Source organism: Mycobacterium neumannii, from assembly GCF_002245615.1.
Classification (GTDB): Bacteria; Actinomycetota; Actinomycetes; order Mycobacteriales; family Mycobacteriaceae; genus Mycobacterium; species Mycobacterium neumannii_A.
This window is the reverse complement of the sequence record NZ_NKCO01000006.1, coordinates 57,520-83,911: the sequence shown is the minus strand read 5'-3', so window position 1 is coordinate 83,911 and position 26,392 is coordinate 57,520. Positions and strand designations below refer to the sequence as shown.

General features: G+C 67.3%; 25 protein-coding genes. 15 read left to right on the top strand and 10 right to left on the bottom strand.

The genetic code is table 11. The features are described from left to right. Nucleotides 1–190: 190 nt before the first annotated feature. The gene (locus CEX88_RS09770; RefSeq protein ID WP_094293325.1) at nucleotides 191–1,063 is read left to right on the top strand and encodes a cutinase family protein; all 873 of its coding nucleotides are present in this window, start codon (nucleotides 191–193) and stop codon (nucleotides 1,061–1,063) included. Here CEX88_RS09770 and CEX88_RS09765 read toward each other — a convergent pair. Further along, nucleotides 1,011–2,420, bottom strand: coding sequence for an MFS transporter (locus CEX88_RS09765; protein ID WP_238382025.1), 1,410 nt, complete (start codon nucleotides 2,418–2,420; stop codon nucleotides 1,011–1,013). The two genes, CEX88_RS09770 and CEX88_RS09765, sit on opposite strands and share 53 nt — an antisense overlap. Before the next feature lie 80 nt (nucleotides 2,421–2,500). Here CEX88_RS09765 and CEX88_RS09760 point away from each other — a divergent pair, with 80 nt between their 5' ends. Both CEX88_RS09760 and CEX88_RS09755 read left to right on the top strand, forming a co-directional pair. Beyond that, nucleotides 2,501–3,337 (top strand): SHOCT domain-containing protein, encoded by an 837-nt coding sequence (locus CEX88_RS09760; protein ID WP_094293324.1) that lies wholly within the window; start codon nucleotides 2,501–2,503, stop codon nucleotides 3,335–3,337. A 163-nt stretch (nucleotides 3,338–3,500) separates the two neighbouring features. Beyond that, nucleotides 3,501–4,352 carry a mycofactocin-coupled SDR family oxidoreductase gene (locus CEX88_RS09755; protein WP_238382024.1) on the top strand — a complete coding sequence of 284 codons (852 nt, stop codon included), beginning with the start codon at nucleotides 3,501–3,503 and terminating at the stop codon, nucleotides 4,350–4,352. 2 nt (nucleotides 4,353–4,354) lie between these two features. Here CEX88_RS09755 and rocD read toward each other — a convergent pair whose 3' ends face one another. Both rocD and ddaH read right to left on the bottom strand, forming a co-directional pair. Then, nucleotides 4,355–5,593, bottom strand: coding sequence for an ornithine--oxo-acid transaminase (gene rocD, locus CEX88_RS09750; RefSeq protein ID WP_094293322.1), 1,239 nt, complete (start codon nucleotides 5,591–5,593; stop codon nucleotides 4,355–4,357). After that, the gene (ddaH, locus tag CEX88_RS09745; protein ID WP_202931432.1) at nucleotides 5,566–6,417 is read right to left on the bottom strand and encodes a dimethylargininase; all 852 of its coding nucleotides are present in this window, start codon (nucleotides 6,415–6,417) and stop codon (nucleotides 5,566–5,568) included. Before ddaH ends, rocD begins: the two co-directional genes overlap by 28 nt. Nucleotides 6,418–6,530: 113 nt before the next feature. Here ddaH and CEX88_RS09740 point away from each other — a divergent pair, with 113 nt between their 5' ends. Both CEX88_RS09740 and CEX88_RS09735 read left to right on the top strand, forming a co-directional pair. Next, complete coding sequence (locus CEX88_RS09740) at nucleotides 6,531–6,977, top strand: Rv2324 family transcriptional regulator (RefSeq protein WP_094293419.1); 447 nt, start codon at nucleotides 6,531–6,533, stop codon at nucleotides 6,975–6,977. Between the two features lie 57 nt (nucleotides 6,978–7,034). After that, nucleotides 7,035–8,210 carry an NAD(P)/FAD-dependent oxidoreductase gene (locus CEX88_RS09735; RefSeq protein ID WP_094293320.1) on the top strand — a complete coding sequence of 392 codons (1,176 nt, stop codon included), beginning with the start codon at nucleotides 7,035–7,037 and terminating at the stop codon, nucleotides 8,208–8,210. A 6-nt stretch (nucleotides 8,211–8,216) separates the two neighbouring features. Here the strand turns inward: CEX88_RS09735 and CEX88_RS09730 are convergent, their stop codons facing one another. The 4 genes from CEX88_RS09730 to mftR form a co-directional block, all read right to left on the bottom strand. Next, on the bottom strand, nucleotides 8,217–9,497 hold the full coding sequence (locus CEX88_RS09730) for a VOC family protein (protein WP_094293319.1): 1,281 nt from the start codon (nucleotides 9,495–9,497) through the stop codon (nucleotides 8,217–8,219). Beyond that, nucleotides 9,494–10,018: an RNA polymerase sigma factor gene (locus tag CEX88_RS09725; protein WP_094293418.1), complete on the bottom strand. Its 525-nt coding sequence runs from the start codon at nucleotides 10,016–10,018 to the stop codon at nucleotides 9,494–9,496. The genes CEX88_RS09730 and CEX88_RS09725 overlap by 4 nt, the downstream gene beginning before the upstream one ends. 99 nt (nucleotides 10,019–10,117) lie before the next feature. Continuing rightward, nucleotides 10,118–11,776, bottom strand: coding sequence for an NAD-dependent malic enzyme (locus CEX88_RS09720; RefSeq protein WP_094293318.1), 1,659 nt, complete (start codon nucleotides 11,774–11,776; stop codon nucleotides 10,118–10,120). Between the two features lie 57 nt (nucleotides 11,777–11,833). After that, nucleotides 11,834–12,433, bottom strand: coding sequence for a mycofactocin system transcriptional regulator (gene mftR, locus CEX88_RS09715; RefSeq protein WP_066849523.1), 600 nt, complete (start codon nucleotides 12,431–12,433; stop codon nucleotides 11,834–11,836). A gap of 104 nt (nucleotides 12,434–12,537) precedes the next feature. On the opposite strand from mftR, the gene mftA reads away from it, so the two are divergent. From mftA to mftG, 7 genes are all read left to right on the top strand, one after another. Continuing rightward, nucleotides 12,538–12,630, top strand: a complete 93-nt coding sequence (gene mftA, locus CEX88_RS09710; protein ID WP_082693978.1) for a mycofactocin precursor MftA — start codon at nucleotides 12,538–12,540, stop codon at nucleotides 12,628–12,630. Then, on the top strand, nucleotides 12,615–12,932 hold the full coding sequence (gene mftB, locus CEX88_RS09705; RefSeq protein ID WP_064400128.1) for a mycofactocin biosynthesis chaperone MftB: 318 nt from the start codon (nucleotides 12,615–12,617) through the stop codon (nucleotides 12,930–12,932). Before mftA ends, mftB begins: the two co-directional genes overlap by 16 nt. After that, on the top strand, nucleotides 12,929–14,164 hold the full coding sequence (gene mftC / locus CEX88_RS09700; protein ID WP_094293317.1) for a mycofactocin radical SAM maturase: 1,236 nt from the start codon (nucleotides 12,929–12,931) through the stop codon (nucleotides 14,162–14,164). Before mftB ends, mftC begins: the two co-directional genes overlap by 4 nt. Nucleotides 14,165–14,166: 2 nt before the next feature. After that, nucleotides 14,167–15,357: a pre-mycofactocin synthase MftD gene (gene mftD, locus CEX88_RS09695; protein WP_068193901.1), complete on the top strand. Its 1,191-nt coding sequence runs from the start codon at nucleotides 14,167–14,169 to the stop codon at nucleotides 15,355–15,357. Nucleotides 15,358–15,489: 132 nt separating this feature from the next. Then, on the top strand, nucleotides 15,490–16,233 hold the full coding sequence (mftE, locus tag CEX88_RS09690; protein ID WP_094293315.1) for a mycofactocin biosynthesis peptidyl-dipeptidase MftE: 744 nt from the start codon (nucleotides 15,490–15,492) through the stop codon (nucleotides 16,231–16,233). Then, nucleotides 16,230–17,642, top strand: a complete 1,413-nt coding sequence (gene mftF / locus CEX88_RS09685; RefSeq protein ID WP_094293314.1) for a mycofactocin biosynthesis glycosyltransferase MftF — start codon at nucleotides 16,230–16,232, stop codon at nucleotides 17,640–17,642. Before mftE ends, mftF begins: the two co-directional genes overlap by 4 nt. Before the next feature lie 14 nt (nucleotides 17,643–17,656). Then, nucleotides 17,657–19,111, top strand: coding sequence for a mycofactocin dehydrogenase MftG (gene mftG / locus CEX88_RS09680; protein ID WP_238382023.1), 1,455 nt, complete (start codon nucleotides 17,657–17,659; stop codon nucleotides 19,109–19,111). Here the strand turns inward: mftG and CEX88_RS09675 are convergent. Then, entirely contained in the window at nucleotides 19,034–20,683 is a 1,650-nt protein-coding gene (locus CEX88_RS09675; RefSeq protein WP_094293313.1) for an MFS transporter, read from the bottom strand. The genes mftG and CEX88_RS09675 overlap by 78 nt on opposite strands. 90 nt (nucleotides 20,684–20,773) lie before the next feature. Here CEX88_RS09675 and CEX88_RS09670 point away from each other — a divergent pair, with 90 nt between their 5' ends. Continuing rightward, nucleotides 20,774–21,427 carry a TetR/AcrR family transcriptional regulator gene (locus CEX88_RS09670; protein WP_094293312.1) on the top strand — a complete coding sequence of 218 codons (654 nt, stop codon included), beginning with the start codon at nucleotides 20,774–20,776 and terminating at the stop codon, nucleotides 21,425–21,427. Here the strand turns inward: CEX88_RS09670 and CEX88_RS09665 are convergent. Beyond that, entirely contained in the window at nucleotides 21,393–22,655 is a 1,263-nt protein-coding gene (locus CEX88_RS09665) for a cytochrome P450 (RefSeq protein ID WP_094293311.1), read from the bottom strand. The genes CEX88_RS09670 and CEX88_RS09665 overlap by 35 nt on opposite strands. Nucleotides 22,656–22,756: 101 nt before the next feature. Then, the gene (locus tag CEX88_RS09660; RefSeq protein ID WP_094293310.1) at nucleotides 22,757–24,007 is read right to left on the bottom strand and encodes a cytochrome P450; all 1,251 of its coding nucleotides are present in this window, start codon (nucleotides 24,005–24,007) and stop codon (nucleotides 22,757–22,759) included. 54 nt (nucleotides 24,008–24,061) lie between these two features. Between CEX88_RS09660 and CEX88_RS09655 the strand changes: the two genes are divergently transcribed. Both CEX88_RS09655 and rpsJ read left to right on the top strand, forming a co-directional pair. Continuing rightward, nucleotides 24,062–25,702 carry a carboxylesterase/lipase family protein gene (locus CEX88_RS09655; RefSeq protein WP_094293309.1) on the top strand — a complete coding sequence of 547 codons (1,641 nt, stop codon included), beginning with the start codon at nucleotides 24,062–24,064 and terminating at the stop codon, nucleotides 25,700–25,702. A gap of 383 nt (nucleotides 25,703–26,085) precedes the next feature. Beyond that, nucleotides 26,086–26,391, top strand: a complete 306-nt coding sequence (rpsJ, locus tag CEX88_RS09650) for a 30S ribosomal protein S10 (RefSeq protein WP_003883485.1) — start codon at nucleotides 26,086–26,088, stop codon at nucleotides 26,389–26,391. Nucleotide 26,392 lies beyond the last annotated feature (1 nt).

Here is a 26,392-nt window from a genome sequence, read left to right as displayed (position 1 = left end):
AAAGCGGCGCTCACCTTTCCGGTGGGCGCCGCTTTCGTGTGTGTGCTTCGCGAGACGTACAAGGGGGCTGCGATTCTTCGACGATCGCGACCCTTGTGTACGTCTCGCGAATGTGGGGAGTAACGCACGCGGACGCGGCGACGATGTACTTCGCGTATGCCCTGGTCGGGGCGAAGAAGGGTAAGGGTTCATGTTCGGTCGTCTCACCACGCTCGCCAGCGCCGCCGCGATCGCGGGCGCCGCATTCGCGGGGCTTTCCACGGCTTCGGCTCAGGCCGCGCCCGGCTGCCCCGATGTGCACTGGTTCGGCGCCGCGGGGTCCGGACAGCGTGACGGCGACCTGAGCTCGAACGCCGGAATGGGCGACGACATCTACCAGTCCTACCTCGACGTGCAGCAGCTGGTGACCGCCGACGGGCGGACGATGACGGCCGAGGCCGTCGCGTACCCCGCGATCGCGGTGCCCGATGACGACGGCGGCGTCGGGGAGTGGCTCGGCTTCATGGGCAGCGTCGACACCGGCGCGGCCGCTCTCGAGTCGCAGTACACGGCGTTCACCCAGCGTTGCCCGGAGTCGAAGGTGGTGCTCGCCGGCTATTCGCAGGGCGCGATGGTGGTGCACCGCAATCTGCACGCCGCCGGGACGAACCCGAACGTGGTGGCCGCGTTGCTGATCGCCGACGGTGACCGCCTGCCCGCCGACCCGACCATCAACATCGGCTCGGTTACCAGCGTCCCCGGCGCCGGCAAGGGAGTCGCGCAGGACTGGCCGATTCTCGCTCACGCACCCAAGCCGCTTCCGCCAGCCATCGGCGCGCGCACAATCAGCGTGTGTGAGCTCGGCGATGCGGTCTGCGACTACGACCCCGAGGCCGAAGAAGTGTCGAAGGTCGCGACGCTGATCCACACCAGCTATACGAAGTCTTCCGGTGGATACCGCTGGACTCAGCCGCTGTATCAACTCATCGGCCCGGGCCCCGTCACGCCTGATGCGCCCGAGGCCCTTCCGGTCATCCCGCTGGCCGCGGCGACGCCTCTGGCTGCGGCAGCGCCGAGCGAGTAACCGCGCGCCGGGCGGTCCACAGCACAACCGCGCCGGCGGCCAGAAGTAGCACACCGAGCACGGCAAGCACGGAGTCGATCGCACGCGCAGCTGATAATCCGTTGTGCTGCAACACTTCCAGTACGGTCGATGACACCGCGACACCGACTCCGGCCAGCGATACCAGTACCGTCAGCGTGACCCCGGCCGCCTCTCCGGCCCGTTCGGGCCGCACCACCGCCTGCGTCGCGACCGTCGTGAACGCATAGACAAGTCCGAGAGTCAGACCGCACGCGCTGAGCGCGAGCAGATAGAGCGCCCACCCGCGGGATCCGGCGAGTGCGCAGAGGCTCAGGGCGGCGACGACCGTCGTCGCACCCATCACCAATGCCGGTGCGCGACGGGTGGCGAGCCTGCCCGCGAGCACACCGCCGATGGCCGCTCCCACCGACGGGCCGAGGAAAGCCAGCCCGGCGGTCAACGGGTCCAGTCCACGAACGTCCTGCAGGGACACCGTGGACAAGAAGATGGTCACCGCGTACGCGATGTTGGCGACCGCGCCGGCCGTCACCAGAATCGTGAATCTCGCGTTGCGGACCAGCGACAGATCGACCAGCGGCCACCGGACTCTGTTCTCGACGACGACGAAGGCGGCCAGCGCAAGCAGTGAACCGGAGAACGCGATCAGCGTCGTCACCGACAGCCACCCCCAGCCGGGCGCGCGATCAAAGGTCAAGGTGAACAATCCGATTCCCGTGCTGATGAGCGCCAGTCCGGCCACGTCGATGCGCCGTGGCGCCGACTCATCGAAAGACTCGGTGACGACACGGGCCCCGATCGCGAGCGACACCAGGGTCAGAGGCAGGTTGAGCCAGAAGATCCACCGCCAGCCGATGGTAGCGGTGAACAGCCCGCCGATGAGCGGGCCTGCCGCGTTCCCCAAAGCCGCAATGCCATAGGTCAATCCGATCGCGTGGCTGGCCTTGCCGCTCTGGTAGGCGTTGGTCAGCACGCTGACGGACACAGGGAAGATCAAGGCTGCGCCGATCCCTTGCGCCACCCGGAAGGCAATCAGCACGCCCACAGACGGCGCCAGCGCACAGGCCACCGAAGCCGCCCCGAACAACGCGACGCCCGTCAGCAGCGCCCTTCGTCGGCCGAAGATGTCGCCGATACGGCCCGCGGGCACCATGAAGGCGCCCAGAGCGAGCATGTACACGCTGATGATCCACTGCAGGTCCGATGTGCTGGTGCCGAACTCGTCGGCCATCCGGGGAAGGGCGAGATTCATCGCGAAGTAGTCGATCTGTACACAGAACAGTGCCATAGCGACGGCCGCCAGGGTCCACCGCGACCGGGTGTCTGTTCCCGACGGCATCGCCCGACGATACGGCTCCCAAGCGGTCGATTGGCGTTAATCTGACACGCAGGCCGCGGACGACGGGAGCGTGACAGGCGATGTTGTGGCGTTACATCAAGGTCCAAGCCTTCGTGCTGCTGTGCGGGATCGTCGGGCCGATCTTCCTGGTGATCTACTTCGCCACGGGCAGCGACCCGATGCTGAAGTGGATGTTCTGGACGGGCTTGCTGATCACCGCCGCCGACGTGCTGATAGCACTGGCGATCACCGCCGGGGGAGCCCGATCGGCCGCCAGGACCGCCGAACTCGAGCAGACGGGAGTGCTGGCGCTCGCCCAAGTCACCGGTATTCACGAAACCGGAACGCGGATCAACGAACAACCGTTGGTGAAGCTGGACCTACAGATCGCCGGGCCCGGCATCGTGCCGTTCGCCAGCCAGGATCGGGTGATCGCCTCGATCGCGAGGCTGCCGATGATCACCAACCGGAAACTGGTCGCGCTGGTCGACCCGATGACGAGCGAGTATCAGATCGATTGGGAGCGAAGCGGCTTGGTCAGTGGGATGATGCCCGCCACTTTCACCATCGCCGAGGACAACCGGACATACGACCTGACCGGTCAAGCCGAGCCGCTGATGGAGATTCTGCAAATTCTCAAGGCCAACAACATCGGTCTCAATAACATGATCGATCTGCGATCGAATCCCGCTGCGCGCCAACAGGTTCAAGAGGTAGTGCGTCGGGCTGCCGCTCACCAGACGCCAGCCGCCGCTGCGCCGCCGCCTGCCGCCGCACCGTCAGCGGCGGCCTCCATCGCGCCCCCTCAACCGTCGACCGCGCAGCGCTTGCAGGAACTCGAGACACTGCGCGCGATGGGGTCGGTCTCCGAGGACGAGTATTCGGCGAAGCGCCAGCAGATAATCGCCGACCTCTAGCCTCGGCCCGAAGTCACGCGGGCTTCTAGAACACGTTTCAGTTCGGCTGTTAGCCTGTCGGAGGGCTCTCACCTCCGGCGAGCGACCGCAAATGTCCGCGCCGGGGCGGCGTGTCGCGTACAGACACGGTCGCTCGCATGGGCGGGTCCTGGAAGGAGCAGCGGTGACGGCGATCAACCGACCACTGGAAGGCCGCGTGGCCTTCATCACCGGGGCCGCACGCGGCCAGGGCCGGGCGCACGCGGTCCGTCTGGCCAGCGAAGGCGCCGACATCATCGCGATCGACATCTGCGCCCCGATATCGGAGTCCATCACCTACCCGATGGGGACCTCCGAAGAACTGGCCGAGACGGTGCGCGCGGTGGAGGCGACGGGCCGCAAAGTGCTCGCCCGCGAGGTCGACATTCGAGACCTGGCCGCGCTGCAGCAGGTCGTGGCCGACGGCCTCGAACAGTTCGGCAGGCTCGACATCCTGGTCGCCAACGCGGGTGTGCTCAGCTGGGGCCGCATCTGGGAGATGTCGGAAGAGCAGTGGGACACCGTCATCGACGTCAATCTGAACGGGACGTGGCGCACCATCCGGGCGGCGCTGCCCGCGATGATCGCGGCGGGTAACGGCGGATCGGTCATCATCGTTAGTTCGTCGGCCGGGCTGAAGGCGACCCCGGGCAACGCGCATTACGCGGCGTCCAAGCACGGTCTGACCGCGCTCACCAACTCGTTGGCGATCGAGGCCGGCGAGTTCGGAATCCGGGTGAACTCGATCCATCCGTACTCCATCGAGACGCCGATGGTCGAGAAGGATGCGATGATGGCTATCTTCGCCAAGCATCCGAGCTATCTGCACAGCTTCGCGCCGATGCCGTACAACCCGCTCGACGAGGAGAACAAGGGTCTTCAGGGCTTCATGGAACCCGAGGAAGTGGCCGACGTCGTCGCGTGGCTCGCCGGTGACGGATCGAAGACGCTTTCCGGCAGCCAGATCGCCGTCGACCGCGGCGCGATGAAGCACTGAAGCTAGTTCGCTAGAACGGCCACGAACTGGTCGACGGCCCAGTCGATCTCGTCGTCGGTGATCACCAGTGGAGGAGCGAACCGCAGGGTCGAACCATGGGTGTCCTTGACGAGGACGCCGCGGCGCGCCAAGCGCACGCTGACATCTTTGGCCGTACCGGAGCCCGGATCGATGTCGACGCCGGCCCACAGACCCTTGCCGCGGACCGCGGTGACACCCCGGCCGATCAACTGCCGCAACCTTTGGTGCATATGCGCGCCAAGTTCGGCTGAGCGGCGCTGGAACTGGCCACGCTGCAACATCGCCACCACCGTCGAGCCGATCGCGGCGGCCAGCGGATTTCCACCGAACGTGGAGCCGTGCTCGCCGGGATGCAGTACACCGAGGATGCCGGAGTCGGCCACCACCGCCGACAATGGCAGCACGCCTCCGCCGAGCGCCTTTCCGAGTAGGTAGACGTCGGGAACCACGCCCCAGTGCTCACAGGCGAACGTCTTTCCGGTGCGGGCCAGGCCGGACTGGATCTCGTCGGCGATCAACAGGACGTTGCGCTGTGAGCACAACGACCGTAGGTGCGGCAGGAAGTCGTCGGGCGGAACGATGATTCCCGCCTCACCCTGGATCGGTTCGATCAGCACGGCGACGGTGTTGTCGTCGATCGCATCGGTGAAGGCATCGACGTCACCGAACGGCACGGCGCGGAATCCGGGGGTGTAGGGGCCGAAGCCGCGCCGGGCCGTCTCGTCGTCGGAGAAGCTGACGATGGTGGTGGTTCGCCCATGGAAGTTGTTGTGCGCCACCACAATATTTGCCGCATTGGCGGGGACGCCCTTGACGTCGGTGCCCCATTTGCGGGCCACCTTGATCCCGCTCTCGACCGCTTCGGCACCGCTGTTCATCGGCAGCACCATGTTTTTGCCGCAGAGCTCGGCCAGGGCCGCACAGAAGGGCGCGAGTCGGTCGGAGTGGAACGCGCGGCTGACCAACGTCACGGTGTCCAGTTGCGTGTGTGCGACCGCGGTGATCTCCGGATTGCGGTGGCCGAAGTTGACCGCCGAGTATGCGGCCAGGCAGTCCAGGTAGCGACGGCCCTGAACATCGGTGATCCACGCGCCCTCGGCGCTGGCGGCCACCACCGGTAGCGGGTCGTAGTTATGCGCCACACAGTGGTCGTCGACGATCGGGATCGCGGCACCCGTCGCTTCCAACGTGGTCACGAATGCACCTCCAACGTGCAGCATTTGATCGATCCGCCGCCCTTTAGCAGTTCGGAGAGGTCGACGCCGACGGGGTTGAACCCGGCGTCGCGCAGTTGGGCGGCAAAGCCGGTCGCCGCGGTCGGCAGCACGACGTTGCGCCCGTCGGACACCACGTTGAGGCCGAAGGCGTAGGCGTCGGAACTAGTCACCTCGATCGCGTCGGGGAACAGCGTTCGCAGGCTTACCCGCGAGGCGTTGCTGAACGCGGGCGGGTAGTACGCCACCGTAGTGTCGTCGAGCACCGCGAGGGCGGTATCGAGGTGGTAGAACCGAGGATCGATCAACTCGAAGCTGTACGTCGGTCGCCCGACCAACTGCGCGATCTCGCCGTGTGCACGTCGATCCGTCCGAAATCCGTATCCGGCCAACAGGATCGAACCGGCGACGAGAAGGTCGCCCTGACCTTCGTTGGTGTGGCGCGTCTGTACGGGTTCATATCCATGGCGGACCATCCAATCGCCGTACGCAACCGCCTCGCCAGCGCGCTGCGGGTAGGCGAAGTTCGCGACCACCGCTGTAGCGCCGACCACCAGGCCGCCGTTGGCGGCGTACACCATGTCGGGCAGTCCGGAGACCGCCTCGACGAGGTCGACCACGTGCCCGAGTTCTTGGTACGTGCGCCTCAACGTCTCCCACTGGGTGAGGGCCAGCGCGCTGTCGACGGGCGTCTCGATGTCCATCCACGGGTTGATCGAGTACTCGACGGTGAAGTGTGTCGGCGCGGTCATGACGTAGTGGCGCGCTCGGGCTTCACGCCTGCGGTGGCGACCCGGCCGCGAGGGCGTCGCGACACTGAAGGACGTCATGAATCAACGGTAGAGACGGTTTCTGCTGCAATCCATTGTTGTTCATTGCGTGTCTAGTAGTGATTTGTTGTGTACAGTCACGCCAAGTGGCGATTTATTGTGCGGAGGTGACCGTGGAGCGCCTCGACGCGACCGACGAGCAGATCCTCGCGGCGCTGACCGATGACGCCCGCGCGACCTACGCCGAGATCGGGGAGCAGGTCAATCTGTCCGCGCCCGCCGTCAAACGCCGGGTCGACCGCATGCTCGACAACGGCGTCATCCGCGGCTTCACGACCGTTGTCGACCGGGCCGCCCTGGGCTGGACCACCGAGGCGTACGTGCAGGTCTTCCGTCACGGAACCATTGCCCCACAACAATTGCGGGCGGCGTGGATCGACATCCCCGAAGTCATCAGCGCAGCCACCGTCACCGGCACCGCCGACGCGATCCTGCACGTCGTGGCGCGCGACATGCGCCACCTCGAAGAGGCGTTGGAGCGCATCCGTTCGGCCGCCCACGTCGAGCGCAGCGAGAGCGTCGTCGTGCTGACCAACGTCATCGACCGCGATCGCGGCTGAGCGCCATTGCCCGGGGTGGCGGACAAAAGGCAGTAGGGATCGTGTAAGAAACTGCCCATGACCACATCAGCGGGCATCGTCATCGTCGGCGGCGGACTCGCGGCCGCGCGCACCGCCGAACAGTTGCGCCGGTCGGAATACAGCGGTCCGGTCACGATCGTCTGCGACGAGGACCATCTGCCATACGATCGGCCCCCGCTGTCGAAGGAGGTGCTGCGCTCCGAGACCGACGACGTCAGCCTAAAGCCCGCGGAGTTCTACGACGAGAACGACATCACCGTGCTGCTGGGCAACGGCGCGCGGTCCGTCGACACGGCCGCCCAGACGTTGACGCTCGCCGACGGCACCGAACTGCCCTACGAGGAACTCATCATCGCTACGGGTCTGGTGCCCAAGCGCATTCCGTCCTTCCCCGACCTCGCGGGGATCCACGTGCTGCGCAACTACGACGAGAGCGTGGCCCTCCGGCAGGAGGCCGGTTCGGCTCGTCGCGCCGTCGTCGTCGGAGCCGGGTTCATCGGCTGCGAGGTGGCGGCGAGCCTACGCAAGCTCGGCGTCGAGGTCGCGTTGGTGGAGCCGCAACCGGCGCCCCTGGCGTCGGTGCTCGGCGAGCAGATCGGTGAGTTGGTGGCCCGGGTGCACCGCGCCGAGGGTGTCGACGTCCGCTGTGGCGTCGGCGTTGCGGAAGTGCGGGGCTCGGATCGCGTCGAGACGGTGGTGCTCAGCGACGGCACCGAACTCGAAGCGGATCTGGTGGTCGTCGGCATCGGATCGCGCCCGTCGACCGACTGGCTCGAAGGCAGCGGCCTCAAGCTCGACAACGGGGTGGTCTGCGACGACCACGGCCGCGCCAGCGCGCCGCATGTCTGGGCCATCGGCGACGTTGCGTCATGGCGACACAACCTCGGTCACCAAGTGCGCGTTGAGCATTGGAGCAACGTCGCCGACCAAGCCCGCGTCCTGGTGCCGGCGATGCTGGGGCAGGAGCCGCCGACCGCGGTCTCGGTGCCGTACTTCTGGAGCGACCAGTACGACGTCAAGATCCAATGCCTCGGCGAACCGGAGGCCGAAGACGTCGTCCACGTCGTCGAGGACGACGGTCGCAAGTTCCTCGCCTACTACGAGCGTGACGGCGTGGTGGCCGGAGTCGTCGGCGGTGGCATGCCGGGCAAGGTGATGAAGGTGCGCGCCAAGATCGCGGCGCGCGCACCCATCGCCGACCTCCTCGGCTGAGCGGCCCTAGAGCTCGCCGAGGTAGAAGCGGGTGCCTTGGTCGTCGGTGCACAGCGCGGACTTCCCGTAGGACTGCTGCGACGGCTCGTCGATGACGGTGCCACCCGCCTCCCGCACGCGCGCCACCGCGGCTTCGATGTCGTCGACCGTCCACATCGGCACGGTCACCGCATCGGTGTTGCCACCTGCGACGCCGGACATCGGATGCGTGTCGCGCACCCCCCAGCCATCGTCGACGCGCCCCGGCTCGAACATCCAGAACAGCACCCTGCTGTAGAACGCCTTGAACGCCGCGGAGTCCGGCACCTGATAGGTGATGTATGAAAGTTCCCCCGGCCCTGTGCCGTTGAGGGCTGGACGCGGCGTGCCCGGAGCCGGCCGGAAGACCGCGAACGCCATCCCGGCGGGATCGGTGGCGTCGAGAACGGTCCCGAAGTCGAGTTCCTGGGTCCGGCCCACCGTGCCACCGCCGTCGATGATCGACTGCCGCGCACCGTCGAGGTCGGTGACCGCGTAGCAGCAGAGCATGCCCTGCGGCCTGTCGACGCTGAAGATGCCGATCCGCTGGTCGGTGTTGGTCGCCTGCTGGGTCACGGGGTCATAGGTCCAGCCGAGCACATGACCGTAGAACCGCGCGGCCGCCTCGGCATCTGGCACCCACACCGACACGTAGCCGACGTCACCGTGCTGGATCGGGACGGCCGCAGCCGTCACGGGCCCGGTGAGCATCCAGCGGTGGCCGAACGGATCGACGATCGCTGCGCTCCGCGCGCCGTAATTCTCGTACGGCTCGCGCTGCACCTCGGCGCCGTGCCTGCGAGCCCGTTCGAGCACCGCGTCCGTATCGGCGACATGCAGCATCAAGCTCACCGAAACAGACTGCCTTGCAGGAGCTCTCAGCCCGATCTCGGGATACTCGTCGGCGAGGTAGAGCACGCCGTCGCCGATCGCCAACTCGGCGTGGCCGATGCGGCCGTCGTCCATCTCGAAGGGTTCACCGACCACCGTGGCGTCGAATGTGTCGACGTACCAACCGATCGCATCGCGAGCATTGCGGACCGTCAGGTACGGAAGTGCCGCCGACCGGGGGACCGTCGGCGCGACGGTGGGCTCGGACAGCTCGGCGATGGCGGTATCGGTTCCACTCATGACGACCTCCTCGGTTCGATTCGGTAGAGAAAGCGCCGACTCCAGTCGGGCGCGCAGCCCGGCGGCGAAAGCCGGGTCGGGGGCGACCGGAAGTTCGTCGCCGCGCAGCACGGCCAGCGGATCGTGGCTGTTGTTCACGACTGCCTCCCTTCCGGTTCCGGGTAGTGAGCGCGAAACGCCTTGCGGGCCCGCACCAGCAGCGCCTCTGTCGCGTGCACCGTGCGGCCGATGAGCTCGGCGCACTCGGGCACCGAGCAGTCGTCCATGTAGCGCAGTGCCAGAACCGTGCGGTGGTGCTCGGGCAGCTTGGCGAGCACACTCTCGGCGACGATGCGGTCGAGTTCGGCGTCCCAGTCGTCGGGCGGCTCGACGGGTTCGGGCAGCTCGGCGACCGGCGTGGTGAACCGGTCGTGGCGGCGCCGGTAGTGGTCGGCCAACTTGTGGCGCGCCACCCCGAGCAACCACGGCACGGTGATCGGTGGCGGAGCGGTTCGTCTCGCGGCGTCCATCGCCGCCAGAAAGGTTTCCGACGTCAGGTCTTCGGCGGTTCCACGGTCACCACAACGTCGGACGAAGTATCCGTACACCACCGGTAAGGATTCGTCGTACAGCGCGAGCAGCTCCCGTGGAGCGTCCGTGCCATTCGGTTCGGCGCTCACACCCATATCGTCGCCGTTGCGCGCCGAACTCCGACGGTTCCGGCGGAACTTTTTTTTGCGAGTGCCCACTGGTGTACAGGCGGGCAGGGGTGCAGGGGGTCAGCCCCGGTATTCGGGGGTCCACCGCACGTCGGTGATCCGCTGCGCCAGCTCGTCGGGCTTGCGGGTGGGTGCGACGCCGTCGGCGACGGCTTGTGTCGCGACCGCCTGTGCAATGCGTATGGCCACATCCGGGATGTCCGACCACGCGGGCAACAACGGTGCCCCGGCATCGACGAGGGCGGGAGACGCGTCGCCGAGCGCCGCGGCCGCGGCCCGCATCATCTCGTCGGTCACCCGTGTCGCCTGCGCCGCGGTGACGGCCAGGCCCATCGCGGGGAAGATGTAGGCGTTGTTGCATTGGGCGATCGGCCGCTGCACCCCGTCGCGTTCCAGCGGCGCGAACGGCGAACGCGTCGCCACCAACGCGCGTCCGCCGGTCCAGGTGTCCAGTTCGGCTGGGTGGGCCTCGGCCCGGCTGGTCGGGTTCGACAGCGGAAAGATGATCGGGCGATCGACCTTGGCGGCCATCTCCCGCACGATGTCCTCAGTGAATGCCCCTGTGGCGGTCGATAATCCGAGCAACACGCCGGCATCGACGTGATGGATGACGTCGGCGAGCTGAGCCGGCCCGGACAAGCTCCAGCTCGCCACCCGCCCGGCGGGTTGGGCGAACGCCCGCTGGCCGGGGGACAGGTCGGTGCGGTCGTCGGTGAGCAGACCGTTGATGTCGACCACCCAGATCTGTGTCGACGCCTGCTGAGCCGACAGGCCCTCGCTGACCATCTGACGGTGCACCATCTCGAGCACCCCGATGCCTGCCGAGCCGGCGCCCAGCATCACCACCTGCTGCTGTGACAGCGGGCGCCCCACCACCCTGGCCGCCCCGTGCAGCGCGCCCAACGTCACCGCGGCGGTGCCTTGGATGTCGTCGTTGAAAGTGAGCAGCTTGTCGCGGTAGCGCTGCAGGATCGGCAGCGCGTGCGCGGTGGCGAAGTCCTCCCACTGCAGAAGGACGTCGGGCAGCTCGTCGCGCACCGTGGTGACGAAATCGTCGATGAACGAGTAATACTCGTCGTCACCGATGCGGCGGTGCCGCCAGCCGAGATACTGCGGGTCCTCGAGCAGCTCGACGTTGTCGGTACCCACGTCCAGCAGCACGGGCAGCGTGCGGGCCGGGTCGATGCCGCCGATCAGCGTGTACAGCGAGAGCTTTCCGATGGGAATACCCATGCCGCCGATGCCCTGATCGCCCAGGCCCAAAATGCGCTGGCCGTCGGTGACGACGATGACGTCGATCTCCCGTCGCGGGCGGTTGCGCAGCATTTCGCGCAGGAACTCGCGGTCGGGGTAGGAGACGAACAGCCCGCGCGGGCGCCGGTAGATCTCGCTGAAGCGCTGGCAGGCCTCGCCGACGGTCGGTGTGTAGACGATCGGCATGGTTTCGGCGATATGGTCGCGCAGCACCCGGTAGAACAGTGTCTCGTTGCGGTCCTGCAGGTTTCGAAGATAGATGTGCCTGTCCAGCGGCTCGCGGCGCCTGCTGAACTCGCGCCATGAATGTTCGGTCTGCTGCTCGAGGCTCTTCTCGGCCGAAGGAAGCAGCCCCAGCAGCCCGAATCGGCGGCGTTCTGCGTGGCTGAAAGCCGTGCCCTTCGTCCACAGGGAGTCGTAGAGCAGATCGTGGCCCGTCTTGTGCTCGGCGCTGTGCTCGGCCATCGGCGTCCTTTCGCGACCGCCCCAAGCTATCGCGGTGGCCGAGCGCGCCGAGGTGATTCAGCGATCGAGTGCCCACAGCCCGTCGGCCACGGTGTCGAACGCCGCACCGAGCGCCTGAGCCAGCGAAACCTTCTCGTCGGCCAGCCAGTGTTCGTACGCCGAGAGCGCTACGCCGAGCATCGTCCACGCCACCGTCTGCGGTATCAGGTCGCCTGCGGTGGCGTCGAGGCGTTTGGCGACGAACTCGGCGACCACGCCGCGCCAGCCGGCGTACATGGTCATCGAGTAGGCCTGCAGCGCGGCGGTCTCCAGGATCACCCGCATGCGCATCCGGTGGCGCGCCGTCTCGGCGGCATCGAAGCTGTTGAACGCCAGCAACGCGGTGCGCAGCGCCTCGCCGATGGGCACCTCGGGATCGAGATCGGCCAGCAGGTTTCGCATGTGGGCCAGATGAGCGTCGAAATCGCCCCAGGGCAGGGCGTTCTTGGACGGGTAGTAGCGGAACAGCGTGCGCCGCGCGATTCCCGCGGCTTCGGCGATGTCGTCCACGCTGACGTCGTCGAACCCTTTTTTGGCAAAGAGGTCGATGGCCACGTTGCTGATGTGGTCCCACGTCGTCGAGCGCCGGCGGCCCACCCGGTGCTGGTCCGGCCCCATAGGGGGTCCCCTTTCCATTTAGGCACTCGATGCCATATTATTGCGACCTCGATCACAGTTGTCGAGAACCGGTGATATCGAAAGGCGCAGCCATGGAGGGCCAAATGGAACCGCAGCAGCAGGACCAGACCGACGAGCTGGTTACCGAGACGCTCGTCGAAGAGGTGTCGATTGACGGGATGTGCGGGGTCTACTGATCGTGACCTCGTCGTCGGCGGTGCCCGAGGAAGGCATCGCATTCGACCCGGAGCTCGGCTGGCGGCTGCACCACCAGGTGGCGGTGCGGCCGGAGCCGTTCGGGGCGCTGCTCTACCACTTCGGGACGCGCAAGCTGTCCTTCCTGAAGAACCGGACCATCGTCGACGTCGTCAACACTCTGTCCGACCATCCCGACGTCCGATCCGCCTGCCGTGCCGTCGGTATCGACGACGCGCAGCAGGCGCCGTACCTGCAGGCACTCGGCGTGCTTGCTCGATCGAAAATGCTGGTGCCGCAATGACATCGACCGAAGCCGTACGTGTGCCCAAGCTGGTCGAGCAGTTCGAGCACGGACTCGACGCCCCGATCTGCCTGACCTGGGAACTGACCTACGCCTGCAACCTCGCGTGCGTGCACTGCCTGTCGTCGTCGGGTAAGCGCGACCCGCGCGAGCTGAGCACTGCGCAGTGCAAGGACATCATCGACGAGCTCGAGCGCATGCAGGTCTTCTACGTCAACATCGGCGGCGGCGAGCCGACCGTGCGTTCGGACTTCTGGGAGCTCGTCGACTACGCCACCGCCCACCACGTCGGCGTGAAGTTCTCCACCAACGGTGTGCGCATCACGCCCGAGGTCGCGACCCGGCTGGCCGCCAGCGACTACGTCGACGTGCAGATCTCCCTCGACGGCGCGACCGCGGAGATCAACGACGCCGTCCGCGGGGCGGGGTCCTTCGCAATGGCGACCAGGGCCCTGCAGAACCTGGCCGACGCCGGTTTCAAGGACGCCAAGATCTCGGTGGTGGTGACCCGCCACAATGTCGACCAGCTCGACGACTTCGCCGCTCTCGCAGCGCAATACGGCGCAACGCTGCGGATCACACGGCTGCGGCCGTCGGGTCGGGGCGCCGATGTCTGGGACGACCTGCACCCCACCGCCGACCAGCAGGTTCAGCTCTACAACTGGCTGGTCGCCAAGGGTGACCGGGTGCTCACCGGCGACTCGTTCTTCCACCTCGCCGGGTTGGGTGAACCCGGCGCGCTCGCCGGGCTGAACCTGTGCGGGGCGGGCCGCGTCGTGTGTCTGATCGATCCCGTCGGCGACGTCTACGCGTGCCCGTTCGCCATTCACGACCGGTTCCACGCCGGAAACATCCTGTCCGACGGCGGTTTTCGGAATGTCTGGCAGAACGCGCCGCTCTTTCGTGAGCTGCGCGAACCGCAGTCGGCCGGTGCGTGCGGCAGTTGCGGGCACTATGACAGCTGCCGCGGCGGGTGCATGGCCGCCAAGTTCTTCACCGGGCTGCCGATGGACGGCCCGGACCCCGAGTGCGTGGAGGGCTACGGCGCTCCCGCGCTGGCTCAAGAACGGGTCAAGCCGAAGTCCAGCGTCGACCACTCGCGATCGGGTCCGGTGATGCTGAAGCTGCTCACGACGCCTCCCCGGCCCGATGTCGGCGCCGGGGCGCCTCCCCGGCCCGATGCCGGCGCCGGGGCGCCTCCCAAGAGGCTCTGCAACGAAAGTCCGGTGTGATCATGGCCGACACCTGGTTCGAAACGGTCGCCGCCGCTCAGGAGCGTGCGAGGCGCCGGCTTCCCAAGCCGGTGTACTCGGCGCTCGTCGCCGCCAGCGAGAAGGGCGTGACGGTCTCCGACAACGTCGAGGCGTTCGCCGAGTTGGGCTTCGCGCCGCATGTCGTCGGTGCGACGGAGAAGCGCGATCTCGCGACCACCGTGATGGGACAGGAGATTTCGCTGCCGGTGCTGATCTCGCCGACAGGTGTGCAGGCGGTCCACCCGGACGGCGAGGTCGCGGTCGCACGCGCGGCCGCCGCGCGCGGCACCGCGATGGGCCTGTCGTCGTTCGCCAGCAAGCCGATCGAAGAGGTGATCGCGGCCAACCCCAAGCTCTTCTTCCAGGTGTACTGGCTGGGCGGGCGGGATGCGATCGCCGCCCGGGTCGAGCGCGCGCGGCAGGCGGGTGCGGTCGGTCTGATCGTCACCACGGACTGGAGCTTCTCGCACGGCCGCGACTGGGGCAGCCCGAAGATCCCCGAGCAGATGGACCTGCGCACCACCGTGCGCATGCTCCCGACGGGGCTGACCAAACCGCGCTGGATGTGGCAGTGGGGTAAGACCCTGCGGCCGCCGAACCTGCGGGTTCCCAATCAGGCCGCGCGAGGCGAGGAGGGCCCGCCGTTCTTCGCCGCGTACGGCGAGTGGATGGGCACCCCGCCGCCGACCTGGGAGGACATCGCCTGGCTACGCGAGCTGTGGGGCGGTCCTTTCATGCTCAAGGGCGTGATGCGTGTCGACGACGCGAAACGTGCTGTGGATGCCGGTGTTTCAGCGATCTCGGTGTCCAATCACGGCGGTAACAACCTGGACGGGACGCCGGCCTCGATTCGCGCCCTGCCGCCGATCGTCGAGGCGGTCGGTGACGACATCGAGGTGGTGCTCGACGGAGGCATCCGGCGAGGCAGCGACGTGGTGAAGGCGGTCGCGCTCGGTGCCCGCGCGGTCATGATCGGGCGGGCATACCTGTGGGGTCTGGCGGCCAACGGGCAGGCCGGTGTCGAGAACGTGCTCGACGTCCTGCGGGGAGGCATCGATTCTGCATTGATGGGGCTGGGTCGCGCCTCGGTACATGATCTTGGACCCGACGACGTCCTGGTCCCTCCCGGGTTCATCCGGGAGCTCGGCGTGCCCGGAGGTTCGGCCACCTGACGGCGAGCCCCGCGTTCGGGAACGTGCTGGTACAGGCGGGGCGCAGGGGACTGGGGGGACGACGCCGGCGCCGGCGGCGAGAAATTCGGTGAATCAATTGCTGCGCATGCTTCAACAATTGGCGCACGACAGGTGAATTCGGCCTACCATCGGCGGGTGCCGTCTGTCAGCCTGCTCGCGAATGCGACGTCGAAGCAGCTGCAGAGCAAGCCGTCAGCCCTCCTCGTGCCCGTCGGATCCACCGAGCAGCACGGCCCTCATCTCCCGCTGGACACCGACACTCGCATCGCGACGGCCGTTTGTGGGGCGGTTGCTGACCGGCTCGCCGACACCGACGGCGTGAATTGGATGGTGGCCCCCGCCATCGGCTACGGCGCGAGCGGCGAGCACGAGGAGTTCAGCGGCACCGTTTCAATCGGGACATCCGCGCTGAGGCTGTTGCTGGTGGAGTACGGCCGGTCGGCATCCCGATGGGCGTCACGGCTGGTCTTCGTCAACGGCCATGGCGGCAACGTCGAAGCGCTGGCCGCCGCGACCGCTTTGCTGCGCTACGAGGGCCGGGAGGCGGGATGGTGCTCGTGCACGGTGGCGGGTGCCGACGCGCACGCGGGCCATACCGAAACGTCTGTATTGCTACATATTTCGCCGCAGGACGTCCGTATCGACGAGCGGGTGCCCGGCAACACGGCGCCCCTTCGCGAGTTGATCCCCGAACTGCGGCGGGGCGGAGTGGCCGCCGTCAGTGAGGTCGGTGTGCTCGGCGATCCCACCGCCGCGACCGTGGAGGACGGCGCCCGCATTTTTCCCGATATGGTCCAAACATGCCTTCGGCGGATCACGCGCTGGGCGCCCGACCGCGACGGGATGCTGACATGACGGGACCGCGACTGCCCGACGGTTTCGCCGTGCAGGTGGACCGCCGGGTGAAGGTGCTCGGCGACGGGTCGGCCCTACTCGGCGGCTCCCCGACCCGCCTCCTTCGTTTGGCGCCGGCGGCGCAGACCATGCTCAGCGGCGGCAGGCTCGAAGTGCACGACGCCGTCAGCGCCCAGTTGGCCCGGACCCTGCTCGACGCGACCGTCGCGCACCCCCGTCCCGCCAGCGGCCCTTCGCACCGGGACGTGACGGTCGTGATACCGGTGCGCGACAACGCTTCTGGCGTCCGCCGACTGCTCACCGCCGTGCGCGGTCTGCGGGCGGTGGTCGTCGACGACGGCTCTGAGACACCACTCGAGGCGTCCGACTTCGCCGACGTCCACGCCGGGGTACAGGTGGTGCGACACGAGCGCAGCCGCGGACCCGCGGCCGCCCGCAACACCGGTCTGGCCGCGTGCACGACCGACTTCGTGGCTTTCCTGGACAGCGACGTCGTACCACGGCGCGGCTGGCTGGAGGCGCTGCTGGGCCACTTCTGCGACCCCGCCGTGGCCCTGGTCGCACCGCGCATCGTCGGCCTCCGCGAGCCGGACAATGTGGTCGCCCGCTACGAAGCGGTGCGCTCCTCGTTGGACCTGGGTCTGCGGGAGGCCCCGGTCATGCCCTACGGCACGGTGTCCTATGTACCCAGTGCCGCGATCATCGGCCGGCGGGCCATGCTGGGGGAGGTCGGCGGCTTCGACGAGACGCTGACCTCAGGTGAGGATGTCGATCTGTGCTGGCGACTCATCGAATCCGGTGCGCGTCTACGCTACGAGCCCATCGCGCTGGTGGCGCACGACCATCGGACCCAACTGCGAGAGTGGTTCTCGCGCAGGTCTTTCTACGGCGAGGCCGCCGCACCGCTGTCGGTGCGTCATCCCGGTAAGACCGCTCCGCTGGTGATCTCGGGCTGGACGTTGGTGGCCTGGATGCTGATGGCGATGGGTTCGTCGATCGGATATCTGGCCTCGATCGTCGTCGCAACCATCACCGGCAGGCGCATCGCCAAGTCCCTGTCGAGTGTGGAGCCCGAACCCAAAGACGTCGCGGTCGTGGCCGCACACGGACTGTGGTCCGCAGCGATGCAGCTGGCGTCGGCGATCTGCCGGCACTACTGGCCGGTCGCGCTCGTCGCGGCGGTCTTGTCCCGACGATGCCGGCAGGTCGTGCTCGTGGCCGCGGTGGTTGAAGGGGTCGTCGACTGGTTGACCCGGAGCCGAAACACCGAAGACGACACCCAGCGGGTCGGCCTGCTCACCTATATCGCCCTCAAGCGCCTCGACGACATCGCCTACGGGGCAGGTCTGTGGACGGGTGTTGTCCGTGAGCGTCATCTCGGTGCGCTCAAACCCCAGATCCGGACCTGAGACGACTCTGCCGCGTGCGCAGTACCTTTATTGCTCCTCGCGTCCGCAGTAACGTCCTGATCGTCGGTGCCGGCAGCGCCGGATCCGTTCTGGCCGAGCGGCTCTCCGCCGACCCGGCATGCACCGTCACCGTCGTTGAATCGGGTCCCGGGCCGTCCGACCCTCGGGTCTCGGCGCAGATCAATGACGGACTGCGGCTGCCGATCGGCGCCGCGAGTTCAGTGGTGCGGCGCTACCCGACAACGTTGACCGTCGATCCGCTGCGTCATGCGATGCTCATGCGCGGCGAGGTGGTCGGAGGATCGGGCGCCGTCAACGGCGGCTACTTCTGCCGTGGGCTTCCGTCGGATTTCGACGACTGGCGCCTGCCCGGCTGGGCATGGTCGGATGTGCTCACGCACTTCCGAGCCATCGAAACCGACCTCGACTTCGACAATGCTATACACGGCTCGGAAGGGCCGATACGAATTCAGCGTGTTGCCGAATTCGACGGCTGCACAGCATCATTTGTGGCGGCGGCCACCGAAGCCGGGCATCCGTGGGTAGCCGATCTGAACGGTTCGACCGTCGAGGCGCCGGTGGGGGCCGGAGTGGGCGCGGTGCCGCTGAACATCCACCAGGGTGCCCGCATGGGTCCCGGTGGGACCTTCCTGCAACCGGCTTTGGACCGTGCGAACGTCACCTTGCTCACCAATACCCGGGTGCACCGCATCCGCATCACCGCCGGGCAAGCGGTCGGCGTGGAGTGTGCAAGCCAGGACGGTGTCACTTATCTCGAGGCGGACCGGATAGTGCTGTGCGCCGGAGCAATCGGGTCGGCACACCTTCTGATGCTCTCGGGCATCGGCCCACCCGAAACCCTCGAGCGGGTGGGAATACCGGTGACGGCGAATCTGCCAGTGGGAGCGGTGATGTCGGACCACCCCGAGTGGGTGCTGCCGGTGAACTGGACGGAAACGCACGGACTCCCACCTCTGGAGGCGGTGCTCACCACCGCCGACTGGCTCGAAATCAGGCCGTACACAGCTGGTTTCGGGGCTATGGTGAGCGGGCGGCGCGACGATCCCGGCGACCACCCCCATATCGGGGTGACGTTGATGCGGCCGAAGTCGCGAGGAGCCGTCACGGTCGTGAGCGCCGACCCCGATGTGCCTCCGGTCATCGAGCACCGCTACGACAGCGAGCCCGACGACGTCGAAAAGCTCCGCGCCGGGATCGCGTTGTCCCGCGAACTCGTCGGGGCAGCCGAGGTCGGGCCGGCGTCATGGTCGACGTCGCAGCATCTCTCGGGGACTGCGCCGATGGGTGACGATGACGACGACGTCGCGGTGGTGGACCCGCGGTGCCGGGTGCGCGGGGTCGAGGGGCTCTGGGTCGTCGACGGGTCGGTGCTACCGGTGATCCCCAGCCGCGGCCCGCACGCCACCATCGTCATGGTCGGGCACCGAGCGGCCGAGTTCATCGTCTGACCGCGAGACGATCCTCTCGATGAAGCGAAACTGCCTTCCGTCTCGGCCAGGTGCCCACAGTGCGATGAACACCGCGGCAACCGCGCAGAGGCCCCCGAGGGCGATCAGGGAGATGTGCATGGCGTCCATGAACGCCAGCTGCGCGGCCTGTGACAGGTCGGCACCCTGTGGGCCCAGCCGTGCGGCCACCTCGAGCGCCTCGGCCAGCGAGTTCGACGCGGCCGTGCGGAGCGATTCGGGTAGGCCGCGCAAATGGGGCGCAAGGCTATCGCCGTACTGGGCGGCGAGCACCGAGCCCGCCACCGCGATGCCCAGTGCGGCGCCGATCTCGCGGGTGGAGTCGTTGACCGCCGACGCGACGCCCTGCTTCTCGTCCGGCACCGCACCCATGATCGCCGAAGTCGCTGGCGCCGTACACAAACCGATGCCCGTCGACATGACGAGCAGCGGCAGCGCGAGGTCCAGGTAAGGCGAGTTCACTTCGAGCGTTTGCATATAGAACAGCCCGCCCGCAATCAGCGCCAGGCCGGTGGAAAGGACGATCCGCAGACCCAGTCGTGGCAGATACCACGGTGTCGCAAGGCTGAGGACCAGAAGAGGGGCAACCAGCGGCGCCAATGCGAAAGCCGTCTGCAGGGGGGTGTAGCCGAGCAACAGCTGCATGTATTGCATCGAGACGAAGAAGAACCCGAAGTTCGCGAGGAAGAAGAACGTCACCACGATGGCACCGGTGGTGAAGTCGGCCTTGGCGAAGAGCCGGACGTCGAGCAGTGGGTGCGCGCTGCGCAGTTCCCACACCGCGAAGACGGCCGCCATGACAACGCCGGCAGCCATGCACCCGTATACGAGGGGATGTGTCCAGCCGTGGGTGGGCGCCTCGAGCACGCCGTAGACGAACACCGCGACGGCCCCGCCGATCAGTACCGCTCCTGGCCAGTCGAGCGGTGTGGCTTGCTGATCGCGAGACGAGGCCACCGTGCAGGCGAGCCCGAACAGGCCCGCACCGGAGAGCGTGAACGCCCAGAAGATCGACTGCCACGACCAGAAGTGGAGTAGCACACCGGATCCCAGAAAGCCGACCACCGCACTCGAGCCCGCGACGCCCGCCCAGATGCCGACGGCCGTGTTGCGCTCGGCTTTCGGGTATGCGGCCGTCAACAGCGACAGGGTGGCGGGCATGACGAACGCCGCGCCCACACCGGCCACGGCGCGGGCGATGATCAATGCGAGTGGGCCGTCGAAGATCAACGGCGCCGCCGAGGCGAGTGTGAAGATACCGAGACCCGCGAGCAGAGCACCGCGGCGGCCGTACCGGTCGCCGATCGCGCCGGCGGGCAGCAACAGACACGCCAGCACCAGGGTGTAACCGTCGACCACCCACGTCAGCTGGGCCTGGGTCGCCGACGTCTCCACCGCGATGTCGGGCAGGGCGGCGTTGAGGGCGACCATCGAGCTGATCACCAGCGCGACGCCCATGCAGGCGACGGTGAGTAGCCAGACGCGCGCACGGGAGGACAGGTCTGCGACGCTCGCGCCGATATCCTGGTCAGACCGGCTGAGGGTGTCGACCATACGTCGCTCTCTTCCGCAGTAGATTTTCGAGACTAACAGTCTCGGTGTGAGACCGATAGTCTTGTTCCCGGCGAGGAAGTGGGTTAAACGATGAGCGGGGCGAGTACCGACCCGAGGCCGGCCCGGTCCCGTGCCCGCCTGCTCGAGGCGGCTACGACGCTGCTGCGGGCAGGCGGTCCGAGTGCGGTCACCATCGACGCGGTCACGAGAACCGCCAACGTCGCGCGCGCCACGCTGTATCGCCACTTTCCGAGCGCCAACGACCTGATGGCGGCGGCGTTCTTGAGCCTGCTCAATCCGGCGCCGATGCCGCCCGCCGAGGGCAGCCTGCGCGACCGTTTGATTGCGGTCGTCGTGGGATGGGCGGAGTCGATCGCCGAGGCGTCCGCGATGATCACCGCCATGACATGGATGGCATCCGGTCCCGATGTGGGGACGTACTCCGAAGTGCAGCAGTCGGATTCGGATGCCGTGGGGACCCTGAGGTCACGCATCATCGCGCTGTATTCGGCGCCCTTCGACGCGATCCTCGACGGCGCTCAGGCGGCCGAGGAACTCGACGAGGTGGACCGGATCCAGACGATCGCACTTCTCATCGGCCCGTTGCTTCTCGGGAAGCTGTCGACGGTGGCCGACTTCGACTACCGCGCGTGCGCGGAGGCCTCCGTCGACGGATATTTGGCCACCCACGCGAAGAAGCCGAGCGAGATCACCTCAGCGAGTAGCGAATCGGAAGATGCTTGAGCCCGCCGACGAACACTGTCGCGGCTAGTTCGGGTTCCCCGGCCAGCTCGATCGAGTCCAGCCTCGGCAGCAGTTCGGTGAACAGGCTGTTCATCTCCATGCGCGCCAACGCGGCACCGAGACAGAAGTGCACGCCGTAGCCGAACGAGAGATGCTTGTTGGGATCGCGGCCGACGTCGAATTTGAACGGTTCGTCGAAGATGTCTTCGTCGCGGTTCGCGGATGCGTAAGCGAGATAAACGGATTCATCCTTGGCGATCGGTACGCCACGGACCTCGGTGTCTTCGGCGGCGGTCCGCATGAACTCCTTGACCGGGGTGGTCCAGCGGATCATCTCCTCGACCGCGGTGCCCATCAATTCCGGTTGTGCCTGAAGTCGCGCGAGTTGGTCGGGGTTGTCGATCAGCGCGCGAAGACCGCCGGAGATCGCGTCCTTGGTGGTGTCGTGGCCTGCGGTGGCCACGATGACGTAGTACGACGCGGTGTCGACCTCGCTCAGCGGCTCACCGTTGATGGTTCCGTTGGCGATCGCCGATGCGAGATCATTGGTCGGGTTCGCCCGTCGTGAAGCGGTCAGTTCGCCGAAGTAGGCGAAGAATTCGACCACCGTCTGCAGTTTCTCCTCGGGGGTGGTCCCGCGCTGGTACTCCTCGTCGTCACCGCCGAAGATCTCCTGGGTGAGCTTGAGCATGCGCGGGAAGTCCTCCTCGGGCAGCCCGAGCAGCGAAAGGATCACATAGAGCGGGTAGTGCACCGCGATGTCCTCGACGAAGTCGCATTCGGGGCCGATGTCGCGCATCTTGTCGACGTAGCGCTTGGCCAGTTCGTCCACCCGAACCTTCAATTCGCGCATCGCCTTGGGGCGGAACCAATCCGCGCCGATCTTGCGGACATCGCGATGATGCGGGTCGTCCATGTGGATCAGCGTTCGCAGTCCCATGCCCGCTTCCAACTGTGCCCTTGCCAGGTCGTCGGCTTCGGCGGTCGCAAGCAGTGGCCGCGGCTCGCTCAGCCACAGGTTGTTGTCGCGTTCGATCGCCATGATGTCGGCGTGCTTGGTGATCGCGTAGAAGGGCCGGTACGGCGGGTGGTCCACATAGGGCACCGGGTTGTGGGCCCGCAGATGAGCAAAGGCGGCGTGCAGCCGATCGTCGTCGGTATACGCCTTGGGATCGGCGAAGACCTTCGCGGCTTCCTGTGATCTCTGGTCCATCGTCGGCGTGCTCATGAAGCTCCTCGGGAAAGACTTGACGGGTGTCAAGCACAGTCTATGTGACCGACACCACTTCGCGCCGCGAGGTGGCTCCCATCACGCCGACGGGTTCGACTTCAGCGCAGCGAGTATCTGATCGGCAGGTGTTTGAGCCCACCGACGAAGATCGTCGCGATGAACTCCGGGTCGCCGGCCAACTCGATCGAATCGAGCCGTGGTACCAGCTCGGTGAAGAAGCTGTTGATCTCCATGCGTGCCAGAGCGGCGCCGAGACAGAAGTGCACGCCGTAACCGAATGACAGGTGCTTGTTGGGGTCACGGCCGACGTCGAAGCGGAAGGGCTCGTCGAAGATGTCCTCGTCGCGGTTGGCCGAAACATAGGACAGCAGCACCGATTCGCCCTGCTTGATCGGTATACCGCGCACCTCGGTATCGGCCGTGGCGGTGCGCATGAACTCCTTGACCGGAGTGGTCCAGCGGATCATCTCCTCGACCGCGGTGCCCATCAGCTCCGGGTGGGCTTTCAGCCGGGCGAGCTGGTCCTGGTTCTCGATCAGCGCCAGCAGACCACCCGAGATCGCCGCGCTCGTGGTGTCGTGGCCTGCGCTGGCGACGATGACGTAATAGGACAGGCAGTCGACGTCGTTGAGATATTCGCCGTCGATCTTGGCGTTGGCGATCGCCGAGGCCAGGTCGTCGGTGGGGTTGGCCCGGCGTTCAGCGGTCAGCGCGGTGAAGTAGCGGAAGAAGTCGGTGATGACCTCGTGCAGCTCCTGCGCGCTCTTGCCACGGGTGAACTCATCGTCGTCGCCGCCGAACATCTCCTGGGTGAGCTTGAGCATGCGGCCGAAGTCGGATTCGGGCAGCCCGAGCAGCGACAGGATCACGTAGAGCGGGAAGTTCACGGCGACCTCTTGGACGAAGTCGCATTCGGGACCCTTTTCGACCATCTTGTCCACGTAGATCTTGGCCAGCTCGTCGACCCGGGCCTTCAGCGCGCGCATCGCCTTGGGCCGGAACCAGTCCGCCCCGATCTTGCGGATGTCGCGGTGCAGCGGGTCGTCCATATGGATCAGAGTGCGCAGCCCGCCACCGGCGGCGAGGTTGGCCTGCGAGAGATCGTCCGTGGCGGCCGTGACGAGCATCGGGCGCGGCGCATTGATCCAGAGCTCGTTGTCGCGCTCGATCGCCATGATGTCGGCGTGCTTGGTGACGGCCCAGAACGGCCGATAATCGGGCACGTCGACGTAGGACACCGGGGCGTTCTCGCGCAGGTGGGTCAATGCGGCGTGCAGGCCCGCCTCGTCGGTGTAGGCCTTCGGATCGGCCAGCACCTTGGCGGCGTCTGCGATGATCGGCGTGCTCATAGGTTCCCTCGCTCAGGGTCATTCTTGACAGCTGTCAAGTATGCACTCTAAGCGATGGCCCGGACGGGGGGATCCGAGCTGCGTCAGTACGCTCGCGAGGTGGCGAGTGGAAGGCGCAGCCGGCCTGTCCGGCGCGGTGTCAGTCGCGTGGCGGCGGCGCTCGTACTGCTGGCCGCCGCGGTCTCCGGTTGCGCCGAGGGCCAGACCGCCGCGGTGAAGGTGCCCGACGACCCCGGGGTGGTGCGAACCGCCGCGGGAGCGGTCCGCGGGACCGTCGCCCACGATCATCGGTACTTTGCTGGAATCCCTTACGCCGCACCGCCTCTCGATGCGTTGCGCTGGCAGTCGCCCGCGCCGGTCGAGTCGTGGGCGGGATTCCGGGATGCGACTCGCCCCGGTGCGCGCTGCATCCAGGACACCAGCTCCGACGTCGACCGACGCCCGCCCAGCGAGGATTGCCTGACCCTCAACGTCTGGACGCCGCCGCCGTCGGACGAACCGCGGCCGGTGATGGTGTGGGTCCACGGTGGCAGCTTCCTGAACGGCAGCGGCGACATCTACCCCGCGCGGCGGTTGGCCGGTCGCGGCGTCGTCGTCGTCACTATCAACTATCGCCTCGGGGCGCTCGGCTTCCTCGCTCATCCCGCATGGGGTTCCGGCGGCGACGTCGGCAACTACGGCCTCGCCGACCAGCAAGCCGCGCTGCGATGGGTCCGCGACAACATCGCCGGGTTCGGCGGAGATCCGGACCGGGTCACGATCGCCGGCGAATCGGCGGGCGGGATGGCGGTGTGCGACCACCTCGTCGCCCCCGGGTCCCGGGGCTTGTTCAGCGCGGCGATCATCCAGAGCGCGCCATGTCAGGCGCAGTACGACCTGCCGGCCGCCCAGGCGGCCAGCACCGCATACGCAGCCGATGTCGGATGCGCCGATCCCCGCGTCGCCGCGGACTGCCTACGGTCGCTGCCCGCCGATCGGTTGGCGGCCCCGCTGACGTACGCCTGGTTCGGGACCGAACGCCTGAGCGGTCCGGTGGCGGGCACCGAGGCGCTACCCGAGAAGTCGTTCGCCGCGATCACCAGCGGTGAGGCCGCCCGGGTGCCGGTGATGATCGGCACCACGCAAGACGAACACACGCTGTTCGCTGCGCTGCAGGCGTTGCGCGGGAGGACATTCGACGCCGCGAACTACCCCGGTCTGCTGGCCGAGGCGTTCGGACCGCACGGGTCCGCCGTAGCGGCGCGGTATCCGCCCGAACGGTACGGCGGGAACGTCGCGCTGGCGTATTCGGCGGCGGTGACGGCGGCCGAATACGCCTGCGTGGCCGACCGGATGGCCGACGCCCTTTCCGACCAGCCCGTCTACGCCTACGAGTTCGGGGACCGCGACGCGCCGGCACCCGAACCCCTGCTCGAGGCGCCGTTCCCGGTCGGGGCGGCGCATTCCCTGGAGCTTCGGTACCTGTTCGACGTCGGCGGTGCGCCACCGCTGGACCCTGCCCAACAGCGGTTGTCCGAGGAGATGGTCGACTACTGGGCGCGGTTCGTCGCGGCCGGCTCACCAGGACCCGGTTGGCCGGAGCTGACCAGCGGGCCCGCGGGTGAGCGGATGTGGCTGGAACCGGATGGCAGCCGCGTCATCACCGATTTCGAGCAGAAACACCAGTGCGCGTTCTGGGCCGGCCTGGGAAGCTGATCCCGGACCGGACGCGGACTCGACGGCACCGCTGCAGTCACGGGTACGGTGGCCCTACGGGCCCGGCGCCAGGGCCAGCGGGTATCCCGTGGCCAGGGATTTGGAGCGTGCCGTTTTCTAGGGCATACTGTTCGGGTTGCCTTGAGCCGGGACGGTGCCTGTTCGGACCGCGTGGCCGGGGCATACGACCGGCGCCCAACCGGGCGCATCCGGTGCCAATCTCGATCGCGAAGATTTTCGAGCGGACGAGTGCGTGTGCGGGCGACACACCCGACCGCGGGGGCCGGTGGACCACAGACAGAAGAACAGCGGCGGCATGCAGCGTGACTGCGCCGGTGAGGGCGGCCCGATTTCGGGCCCAGTATGAGTGAGGTAGGAGAAGCGTGGCGGGACAGAAGATCCGCATCAGGCTCAAGGCCTACGACCACGAGGCGATCGACGCCTCGGCGCGCAAGATCGTGGAAACGGTCACCAGAACCGGCGCCAGCGTGGTTGGTCCTGTGCCGCTGCCGACTGAGAAGAACGTGTACTGCGTCATCCGGTCCCCGCACAAGTACAAGGACTCGCGGGAGCACTTCGAGATGCGTACTCACAAGCGGCTGATCGACATCCTCGACCCCACGCCGAAGACCGTTGACGCCTTGATGCGCATCGATCTGCCGGCCAGCGTCGACGTCAACATCCAGTAGG

Excerpts from the sequence above, each read along its gene's own strand:
- CEX88_RS09770 (WP_094293325.1), top strand. The coding sequence starts at position 191 with ATGTTCGGTCGTCTCACCACGCTCGCCAGCGCCGCCGCGATCGCGGGC.
- CEX88_RS09765 (WP_238382025.1), bottom strand. The coding sequence starts at position 2,420 with ATGCCGTCGGGAACAGACACCCGGTCGCGGTGGACCCTGGCGGCCGTC.
- CEX88_RS09760 (WP_094293324.1), top strand. The coding sequence starts at position 2,501 with ATGTTGTGGCGTTACATCAAGGTCCAAGCCTTCGTGCTGCTGTGCGGG.
- rocD (WP_094293322.1), bottom strand. The coding sequence starts at position 5,593 with ATGCTGCACGTTGGAGGTGCATTCGTGACCACGTTGGAAGCGACGGGT.
- ddaH (WP_202931432.1), bottom strand. The coding sequence starts at position 6,417 with ATGACGTCCTTCAGTGTCGCGACGCCCTCGCGGCCGGGTCGCCACCGC.
- CEX88_RS09735 (WP_094293320.1), top strand. The coding sequence starts at position 7,035 with ATGACCACATCAGCGGGCATCGTCATCGTCGGCGGCGGACTCGCGGCC.
- CEX88_RS09720 (WP_094293318.1), bottom strand. The coding sequence starts at position 11,776 with ATGGCCGAGCACAGCGCCGAGCACAAGACGGGCCACGATCTGCTCTAC.
- mftR (WP_066849523.1), bottom strand. The coding sequence starts at position 12,433 with ATGGGGCCGGACCAGCACCGGGTGGGCCGCCGGCGCTCGACGACGTGG.
- mftA (WP_082693978.1), top strand. The coding sequence starts at position 12,538 with ATGGAACCGCAGCAGCAGGACCAGACCGACGAGCTGGTTACCGAGACG.
- mftC (WP_094293317.1), top strand. The coding sequence starts at position 12,929 with ATGACATCGACCGAAGCCGTACGTGTGCCCAAGCTGGTCGAGCAGTTC.
- mftD (WP_068193901.1), top strand. The coding sequence starts at position 14,167 with ATGGCCGACACCTGGTTCGAAACGGTCGCCGCCGCTCAGGAGCGTGCG.
- mftF (WP_094293314.1), top strand. The coding sequence starts at position 16,230 with ATGACGGGACCGCGACTGCCCGACGGTTTCGCCGTGCAGGTGGACCGC.
- CEX88_RS09675 (WP_094293313.1), bottom strand. The coding sequence starts at position 20,683 with ATGGTCGACACCCTCAGCCGGTCTGACCAGGATATCGGCGCGAGCGTC.
- CEX88_RS09670 (WP_094293312.1), top strand. The coding sequence starts at position 20,774 with ATGAGCGGGGCGAGTACCGACCCGAGGCCGGCCCGGTCCCGTGCCCGC.
- CEX88_RS09665 (WP_094293311.1), bottom strand. The coding sequence starts at position 22,655 with ATGAGCACGCCGACGATGGACCAGAGATCACAGGAAGCCGCGAAGGTC.
- CEX88_RS09660 (WP_094293310.1), bottom strand. The coding sequence starts at position 24,007 with ATGAGCACGCCGATCATCGCAGACGCCGCCAAGGTGCTGGCCGATCCG.
- CEX88_RS09655 (WP_094293309.1), top strand. The coding sequence starts at position 24,062 with ATGGCCCGGACGGGGGGATCCGAGCTGCGTCAGTACGCTCGCGAGGTG.